Here is an 8,652-nt window from a genome sequence, read left to right as displayed (position 1 = left end):
ATATAAAAATAAAAACCAAAATAAAACCACAGATAAAATCTTGAATCTTGAATTCATTGTTTAAAAATGGTGCCGTGATAATTTCAAAATCGTTCCCGAAACTGCCCTATCAAACCGCGTCAGGCGCAACACTGGCTTCAAGAAGTAACTGAAAAAACTAAACATAAAAAACCTTAATTATTTGGAAAATAAATATAATAAATCCATTAAATATAAACCTGCATATTATAAAATAATTACACCCCAACAAACCACATGCATGGAATAAAAACACCATGCCTGTATATTTATCTTGGCTTTCTAAGAGTTATCTTATGATCATATTCAATATACACCAGGAATTTTATTTTAGTTTATGTAAACCCAGAACCTGCAGCACCCGATCACGGTCGGCCAATGAGAATTTCGCAAGCCACACGTAGTGGCCTGGAGGCAGATCGAGCGCGGCGCGGCGAGATGTTGGCCTCGAACGGCAGATGCCAGGGGCTCGGAGAAGGTGAAGGCGGTAATTCCTGTTGAGGGTTTTGATCGGAGAGCTCCGCGCTGTTAGCGGAGATCTTCTCAATTAGGTCTTTTAATTGCGTGACATTTTCCTGAACGGTGAGGATCGCCTCTTCATGGCCAGGTTTCTCCGCCAAGGTCGCAACTGCCTTCTCAGAGGTGGCGGGAAGCGCGGCCTTCGCCACTCCCATCACGTTGTAGTTCGGGGGAACCCGCTCCGAGCCCAGATAGCTCAAGGTCAGCAAAGAACCCCCGCTCATCAAAGGCAAAGCCCGACGCGCTAAATCCACAAAGGAAAAACAGGAGACGTCCAGAGAATGCAGAAAATTCGTCCGGCTCGTCTCACGTAACGACCCTTCAACTTGTTCTTGTCCGGCCTTGTGGTCTCATTCGGCAAGGAAGCCGCTCCCTATCGACGCTTCTTCAGAGTCGGTCGTCTGGCGCGCCCTGATTTTAGGGCGTTTTCCAACCAATTTGTTCGCGCTCACTCAAAGGCGTTAACTGCTTTTTCACGATGCGAAGCCTGATCGGCTTCGATGGAAAAGGCTTCTCAGTAGAGCGCGGTGAAATTCACCCCCGCTGTTTTTAGTTCAGAGGCGGAGGAGTCGGATTCACGGCGCGCGCTCTGACGATCCGCTCGCCTTGCGCGTCTTCCGGCCCGCGCGTTTTGATCACCGCGAAGACGGAGCCCTCTCCATCCGCGACGACATGGTTCGGATGGCCGCCCACATCGAAATTCGCGACGACCGCGCCCTGCGGATCCACGCCCGCCAAAGTCCCGGATTCGCGGCAGGCGACCCAAGCCACGCCGGAAGAAGGATCGACCGTCAGACTCAAAGCTCCGGCGCCTACCGGCGTCCGAAAGATCATCGCGCCGGATTCCGCGTCGAGGGCGGTCAGGTCGTCGCTCTCCTGCGCCGCGACGAGCAGGCGATTGCGCGAAGCGTCATAGGCGAGCCCCGCCGCATTGCGGAGTCCCGGCAGCGGGAGCAGGCGCGTCAGGCGGTTGGTCTCCAGATCGATCTCCGCGATCTCCGGCAGAACGCGGCTGACCGCGAAAAGCCTTCCGCGCGCGGCGTCCAGCGCGAGCCCCATCGGAATGAAGCCGCCTTCGCGTCGCGCCGGAGAAATGCGGATGGTCGTCAGGGGCTCCAGAGCCTCAGCGTCGAAGACGCCGATCTCGTTCGAGGCGGAGCCGGAGACATAGGCCCGGCCGCGCGCGGCGTCCACGACGACCTCGCGCGGATGGCGCAGCAGGCCGGGCGTAAACTGCTTGACCGACTCCAGCCCGTCCTGAGCATAGACCGCGACCGTATCGTGCAAAGTGTTGGTCGCCCAGACCCGCCCCCGCGCTTCGTCGATCCCGAGGCCGAAGACCGCGACCGGAGTCGGACCGCTCCGGCGCAGCATGGCGGCGGTCTCGGGCGGAAGAGGGGCTTGCGGCGTGGAGGCCTGCGCCTGAATCTCCAGAGTTTCGGGGTTCAGCCTCAACAGCGCCGAAACGGGGTCGGCCCCGGAGCCGGGGCGCCCGAGGCTGGCCGTCGCGACGAAGAGGGCGCGGCTTTTCGCGCTCCAGGCGGCCTGATAAGGCCCCGGCGAGAGAACGCCGGAGCTCACAGCGAAGCGCTCCGCGCCCAAGGCCGGAAGATCAGGCGAGATCCGCAGATCCAGCAGCCGGACGCTCGGCGGGGCCTCCGCCAGCAGAGCCAGAATATGCGTCCCCACCGCCGCGCGCTCCGGCAGGCGGAACCGGAAGAGCAGCGCGCCCGCGTCGTCGACGGAGAGCGCTCCCTCATGCAGCGAAGTCGCGCCGCGCGTCAGACGCAGGCGCAGGCCGGGCGGCAAGCCCTCGCCGCGCAGCAGAACCGCGCCGCCGGGGCGGATGGGGCCGCCCGCCTCCGCGAGAAGCCGCAGCTTGCCGGAGAATTCCGCGGGCGTCTCGAAGAGCGCCTCCGGCGTCTGATCGTGAGTCATGGAAGCATCCTGCGTGAAGGGAGAGCGTCGGAGCCGTCGCGCGATTCCGCCAGCATGGGAATCAGCTTTCCTCCAGATGCTCCAGCAGATTACGCCCGCGATAGCTCCGGCGGAAGAGGCCCGCTTCCGCAAGGCGCGGAATCGGATCCTCCGGCGTGATCCGGCGGTCCCCGGCCAGCTTCCGAGATCCAGCCCCGTGGCCTCCTGCACGCGGGCGATCCTGTCGGCGCGCCGCCCCTGCTCTGAAGGGCGGCGCCGTCCCGGCGCTCAAGGGTCAGAAGAGCTTCATCACCCGCAGAGTCGCGACCACGTCCTGCTCGAAGCCGCCTTTCGCCTGAAGATCCGTTCCGATCATGCCTTGCACCTGCAAACTCGGCGAGAGCATCGTGGCGCCGAAGAGCCGCAGTTGATCGGAGCGCGTCTTCGTCCCCTGATAAACCCCGTCGACGTGATCCTCTCCGCCGAACAGCCCCGAATAGCCGACCGAGACCGAAGTCGCGGGCGAGATTTGATAGCGCAGATAGGTCTGAACTTGCGTCGAGGGATCGCGGGAATGCTTGAGGCCGAAATCGTCATGATCCTCGCGGAAGGTCATGTCCGCCGCGGCGTCGAGGAAGAACGAGCCCCCGAGATTCTGAATCAGCCCCACTTGCGGCGTCACGTTGATGGAGCCGGAGCCGAGGCTGAGCGAGCCAGGCGCGCCGCTATGATCGCCGCTCGGAAAGGCGACGTAGAGCGTCACGCCTAGGGTGGTCCCGTAAGGCCCCGGCCTGTTCAGCGGCCAGACCGTCGCGCCGAAGGTGACGTCCCCAACGCCGTTCTCCCGCTCCAGATCGGCGCCGCCGATCCGGGCCTCCGTCAGCCCCCCGAAAGGCAGGATCGCCTGTCCCGCGACCGGGACGCCGCCGATGTCGGAGTAATGCAGCAGACGGGCGATCCCCACCGCCGTCTCCAGCTTGGAATCAGGGATTTCGCCCGCGCCCTCGACATGCAGCTTGCCGGCCGTGGCGTATTGCCCGTAGAGCAGCGCCGCATTCGTCCCGGAAGGGAGAACCGTATAATCGCCCGGCATGATGTCGATGGCGGCGGCGGGACTCGCCGCCAGAGCGCCGACCAAAGCTGAGGTCAGGGCGTGAATCTTCGTCCGCAGACGCCAGATGAGCATCTTCGCCTCCCATGTTCGATTTTGTTTTTGCGGTGGAGTTTCGCCGCGCCGCCCGATCTAGGCGGCGCGTCGATAGAGCGTCACGACGCAGGCGCTCCCCAGCCCGAGATTATGCTGAAGCGCCCAACGCGCGTTTTCGACCTGACGCGCTTCGGCGGCGCCGCGCATCTGCCGGGTCAGCTCGAAACACTGGGCGAGGCCCGTCGCGCCGAGCGGATGGCCCTTCGACAAAAGCCCGCCGGAAGGATTGGTCACAACCCCGCCGCCATAGCTGTTGCGGCCCTCGACCACGAAAGCCTCGCCCTCGCCCTCGGGGCAGAGGCCGAGCGCCTCATAAGTGATGAGTTCGTTATGGGCGAAGCAGTCATGCAGCTCGACCACGTCCAGATTGGCGGGCGCGATCCCCGCCTGAGCATAAACGCTTTCGGCGGCGCGGCGGGTCAGATCCGCGCCGACCACCCGCCGCATGTCGCCGCTCTCGAAGCTGGAGGGCTGATCCGTGGTCATGGCCTGTCCGGCGATCTCGACCAGCCCGCTCAGGCCGTGGCGCCGCGCGAAGCTTTCATTGCAGACCACCGCCGCCGCCGCGCCGCAAGTCGGCGGGCAGGCCATAAGGCGGGTCATCACGCCTTCCCAGAGCATGGGCGAGGCGAGGACCTCCTCCTCGCTGACCTCCTTGCGGAAGAGCGCGAGCGGATTGCGCGCCGCGTGACGGCTGGCTTTGGCGCGGATCTTGGCGAAGGTGGAGAGCTTGGTGCCGTAGCGGCGCATATGCTCCAGTCCGGCGCCGCCGAAGAAGCGCAGAGCCATCGGCACCTCCTCCGCCCCGACGAGGGCGTCGGCCTGTTCGTCGAAGGCGCCCAGAGGCGAGGGGCGGTCTCCGAAGACCACGCCCAGAGCGCCCGGCGTCATCTGCTCGAAGCCCACCGCAAGGGCGCAGTCGACCACGCCATGGGCCACGGCCTGACGGGCGAGAAACAGCGCCGTCGAGCCGGTGGCGCAGTTGTTGTTGACGTTGACGATGGGGACGCCGCTCAGACCCACCTGATAGGCCGCCCTCTGGCCCGCGCAGCTGTCGCCATAGACATATCCGGCGTAGATCTGACGGACCTCGCCATAGCCGGTTCCGGCGTCGCTCAGCGCCAGCCGGATCGCCTCGGCGCCCATGGCGTCATAGCTCGGCGAGGCGCCGGGTTTGGAGAAGGGGATCATCCCGACCCCCGCCACGAAGGTTTTCTCGGTCATCTCAGAGGGCCTTTCCCGCCAGCAGAGCCGCCTTGATCTCCGCCTTGAGCACCTTGCCCACGCGGGAGCGGGGAAGATCGGTCCAGACTTCGATCTGCTTCGGCGTCTTCACGCCTCCGACGCGCCCTTTGACGAAGGCTTTCAGCGCCTCGGGGTCGATCTCGCGCCCCGGACGGGGTTGAACCACCGCCACGACGCGCTCGCCCCATTTCTCGTCGGGCAGGCCCACCACGGCGCAATCCTGAATCGCCTCATAGGCCTGCAAGGCGTTCTCGACCTCCACCGAATAGACGTTGAAGCCTCCGGTGATGATCATGTCTTTGGCGCGGTCCACGATATAGAGGAAATTCTCCGCGTCCAGATACCCGACGTCTCCGGTGCGGCGCCAGCCGTTCACGGCGGAGTCCGCCGTGGCGACGGGGTCTTTGTAATAGCCCTCCATGACGAGCGAGCCGCGCACCACGATCTCGCCGCGCTCGCCCTGCGGCAGCATATTCCCCTCCGGATCGACGATGGCCAGACGCACCAGAGGACTCGGGCGCCCCGCCGAAGCCAGACGCGCCGGATTCACCGAGCCGTCGGGGTTGTAATGATCTTTGGGCGCCATGGTCGAGATCATCATGGGGGCTTCGGTCTGGCCGAAAAGCTGCGCCATGGGGCCGATCCGCCGCAGAGCCTCCGCGAGGCGGCTCGGCGAGATGGGCGCCGCGCCATACCAGAAGCAGCGCAGAGAAGAGAGATCGGCGGAATCCAGCCCCGGATGATCAAGCAGCATGTAGATCACGGTGGGGGGCAAGAAGACATGCGAAACCCGATGGACCTCGATCAGCCGCAGGAATTCGCCCATATCCGCATGATGCATGATCACGATCCGCCCGCCGAGGCAGAGGATCGGGAAGCAGAGGACTCCGGCGGCGTGGGTCAGCGGAGCAAGGGCCAGATAGACCGGGCGATCCTCGAAAGGATAGCTCATGAGCGTGATGGCGGTCATGGCCTCCAGATTGCGGCCCGACAACATCACGCCCTTGGGCTTGCCGGTGGTGCCGCCGGTGCCGGGGATCATGGCCAGATCATCGGGCGGCGCGCGCTCGAAGGGGGAGGCGGGGGCCTCCGCCAGCCAGCTTTCCAGCGAGGGCGCGAAATCCAGATCGCGGTCGAGGCAGACCAGCAGCCGCAGCTTGGGCAGCGAAGGCCGCAGAACCTCGACCATCTTCTGGAAATCGCTGTGGAAGATCAGCGCCGCGCAATCGAAGGCGTCGAGGATGAAGCGGTTCTCCGAAGCCTCGTTGCGCGGATTCACCGGGCACCAGACCGCGCCCGACCGCGAAATCCCGAAGACGCAGGAGAAGGCTATGGGGTCGTTGCCCGAGAGGATCGCGACCTTCTCGCCGGGCGCGATCCCCGAGGCGTCGAGGCTCCGCGCCACCCGCCAGCTGATCCCCTGAACCTCGGCGTAGGCGAGGCTGCGCTCGTCCATGGTGAGGCAGGGGGCTTGCGCCCCCAGACTCGCGCCCTTGTCGAGATAATCGACCAGCCGGGCGCCCGATCCCTGAATGCGGGGATCGGCTTCGGAGGCGGCCATCTCAGGCGTTCACGGTGACGATGGGCTCGGCGACGAGCCCGAACATGCGCAACTGGCCGAGCAGGCTGCGATGTCCGAAAGCCTGACAGGCCGAGGCGAAGCCCACCCGCAGCGGCGGCGCCTGAACCAGCCAGCTCGCGGCGTAGGCCTGCAACATGCCGGTCTGCTTATAATTGCTGTTGCCGTGGATCACGACATGGGAGCGGCCCAGCGGCCCCGAGGCGTGGACCGAATCCACCGAGGTGTTGACGCGCGGATTCTCGCGCGGCGGCATGGAGCCCTGAACGCTGGCGGCGATCTTGCCAAGTTCGATCTCTTGTTGCTCCATGGGCAGCGGTTTGATCTTCTCCTTGACCATCTGCATGGTCTGGACGACGCCCTGCATGATCTCGCGCTGGATCACGCCGCCGATCACCTTGCAATTGGCCACGCGGGGATCGTTCTTGAACCAGACCGGATGCGAGGTGCCGCCCCAGGGCACGGCGATGGCGCTCATATGCTGGCCGGGCACCGAGACTTCGAAATTCGAGGTCAGATCCCATTCCACATATTTATTCTGCTCCAGATAATACCAGTTCGCCTTGAGGATCGTGAAGATCGTCTGAGTCGAGGCGATGGTGGGCAGGCCCTTCCAGAGCACCAGCATGTCCAGCGTGTCGAGGCCCGGCGTCTCCAGCGCGATGTTCGCGGCGATCTCGCCGGTGGTGTACATATGCGCGATTCCGGGCGAGAGCAGCAGCGAGGCTTTCGCGAATTTCGCGCCCCATTCCTCGTCGCAGAGCTTCACCCAATCCTGTTCGCCGGTGGTGTCGAGGTAATGGCATCCCGCCGCGAGGCAGGCTTCGACCACCGCCGGGCCCAGCTTGATGAAGGGGCCGACCGTGTTGCAGACCACCTTCGCGCCTTTGAAAAGCTCGGTCAGAGCTTCGGGCGTATGCTCCACGCCGACGACTTCGTAATCCGCCGTCTCGATGCCCGGAATCTTCGCGACCACTTCCGCCACGCGGTCCTTATCGCGTCCGGCGGCGATGAAGGGGATGTGATATTCGCGCAGATATTCGCAGATCAGCCTGCCGGTGTATCCCGAGACGCCATAGACGACGACGGGCTTCTTGTCGGACATGGGAAGGACTCCTGATGGAAGATTCCAGAATGGGAGATGCGGGGATCAAGTCCCCATGCCGCCCTCGACCGGCAGACCGACGCCGGTGATGAAGCGGGCCTCGTTCGAGGCGAGGAAGACGGCGGCGTCGGCCACGTCGCCGACCTCCGCGAGGCGTCCGAGCGGCGTTTGGGCGATGACGCCCCCGACGGCGGCGTCCATATCCGGCGCCAGCCCGAGCCGCACGATGTCTTGCGCCAGTGCCACGCCCATATCCGTGGGGATGAGGCCGGGATAAAGGCAGTTCACCCGCACCCCATAGCCGAGCTTGCCCGCCTCCACGGCGGCGACGCGGGTCATGCGGTCCACGGCGGATTTCGTGCCGGAATAGGCCGAGATGGCCGGAAAGGCGATGGTCGCCGCCACCGAAGAGATGTTGATCACCGCGCCGCCCTTTCCGGCGGGGCCTCCGGGACGCATGGCGCGGAAGGCGTGCTTCATGCCCAGACCCGAGCCCACCACGTTGACTTCGCACATGCGGCGGATGTCCTCGGCGGCGAGATCGGCCACCAGAGACGTGATCTCCAGCCCGGCGTTGTTCACCAGAATGTCGAAGCCGCCGAAAACGGCGAGGGTCTGCGCCACGGCGCGCTCCCATTGGGCTTCGTCGGTCACGTCATGCCGGATGGCGGCGGTTCGGGCGCCGGTTTCGGCGGCGATCCGCGCGGCGGTCTCGCGGGCGAGATCCTCCAGCAGATCGCCGATCATCACCGAGGCCCCCGAGGCGGCCAGAGCCTGAGCGACGGCGGCGCCGATGCCGCGCGCTCCGCCCGTGACGAAAGCCGTGCGGCCTTCGAGTCTTTGAACGCTCACCTGAAGATCCTCCCTAAGGATCGGCCCGTCTTCGCGCGGGCCCCTGACCGGGCGTGGTCGTTTTGATTGTTCCGCCCGTCTCCAGATTTCAAAAGAATCTGACCAACTGTCAAGATTATTTATGACAATCGTATAAATAACTTTTGACGACCGTCAAATAGCGTCAAGCGGCGTGACTTTTCCCTGCGTCCTCCCTAAATCTTCGCTCTG

At 64.1% G+C, this 8,652-nt stretch carries 7 protein-coding genes; all 7 read right to left on the bottom strand.

Annotated features, from left to right (window positions below):
- Positions 1-383: 383 nt before the first annotated feature.
- Positions 384-815, bottom strand: coding sequence for an SDR family oxidoreductase (locus B161_RS19910; protein WP_407635471.1), 432 nt, complete (start codon positions 813-815; stop codon positions 384-386).
- 271 nt (positions 816-1,086) lie between these two features.
- Positions 1,087-2,475: a YncE family protein gene (locus B161_RS18320; RefSeq protein WP_018634381.1), complete on the bottom strand. Its 1,389-nt coding sequence runs from the start codon at positions 2,473-2,475 to the stop codon at positions 1,087-1,089.
- A gap of 274 nt (positions 2,476-2,749) precedes the next feature.
- A complete protein-coding gene (locus tag B161_RS0115605) occupies positions 2,750-3,640 on the bottom strand; it encodes a transporter (RefSeq protein WP_018634380.1) in 891 nt (296 codons plus the stop codon).
- Positions 3,641-3,697: 57 nt separating this feature from the next.
- Positions 3,698-4,885, bottom strand: coding sequence for a lipid-transfer protein (locus B161_RS0115600; protein WP_018634379.1), 1,188 nt, complete (start codon positions 4,883-4,885; stop codon positions 3,698-3,700).
- Position 4,886: 1 nt separating this feature from the next.
- Positions 4,887-6,467, bottom strand: coding sequence for an AMP-binding protein (locus B161_RS0115595; protein ID WP_018634378.1), 1,581 nt, complete (start codon positions 6,465-6,467; stop codon positions 4,887-4,889).
- A gap of 1 nt (position 6,468) precedes the next feature.
- Positions 6,469-7,590, bottom strand: a complete 1,122-nt coding sequence (locus B161_RS0115590) for a DUF5938 domain-containing protein (RefSeq protein WP_018634377.1) — start codon at positions 7,588-7,590, stop codon at positions 6,469-6,471.
- A gap of 45 nt (positions 7,591-7,635) precedes the next feature.
- Positions 7,636-8,442, bottom strand: a complete 807-nt coding sequence (locus B161_RS0115585) for an SDR family NAD(P)-dependent oxidoreductase (protein WP_018634376.1) — start codon at positions 8,440-8,442, stop codon at positions 7,636-7,638.
- Between the last annotated feature and the right edge of the window lie 210 nt (positions 8,443-8,652).

Source organism: Neomegalonema perideroedes DSM 15528 (genome assembly GCF_000374145.1).
GTDB classification, from domain to species: domain Bacteria; phylum Pseudomonadota; class Alphaproteobacteria; order Rhodobacterales; family Rhodobacteraceae; genus Neomegalonema; species Neomegalonema perideroedes.
The sequence above is the reverse complement of the archived record's forward strand: the minus strand, read 5'-3'. Positions and strand labels throughout refer to the sequence as shown.